General features: G+C 52.2%; 1 protein-coding gene. It reads right to left on the bottom strand.

Features of this window, described 5'->3' with window-relative positions; all coding sequences use genetic code 11:
* A partial coding sequence (locus SB660_RS20985; protein WP_410584305.1) for a DDE-type integrase/transposase/recombinase occupies nucleotides 1-268 on the bottom strand: 268 nt, incomplete at both ends.

A 268-nucleotide genomic window follows, 5' to 3' on the forward strand; every position in this document is an offset into this window, starting at 1 on the left:
CTTTACCTGTCAGCTCTTTTGTCATGCGCTCTCCCATGGCGTAGCCGACAATTTCGCACGTATAAACATCTTTGATGCCAGCGAGGTACAACCATCCCTCCTGTGTGGCAACATACGTCAGGTCCGCCACCCAGACCTGATTTGGTGCTGTAGGAGCGAACGTCTGGTTCAGCAGATTTGGCGCAACTGGCAGATTGTGGTTCGAGTTCGTAGTCGCTCTGAACTTGCGTTTCTGCTTACAGCGTAGCCTTAGCTCCTTACGAAGACG

The sequence above is a fragment of the Bacillus sp. SIMBA_005 genome, from assembly GCF_046535585.1.
GTDB lineage: Bacteria > Bacillota > Bacilli > Bacillales > Bacillaceae > Bacillus > Bacillus pumilus.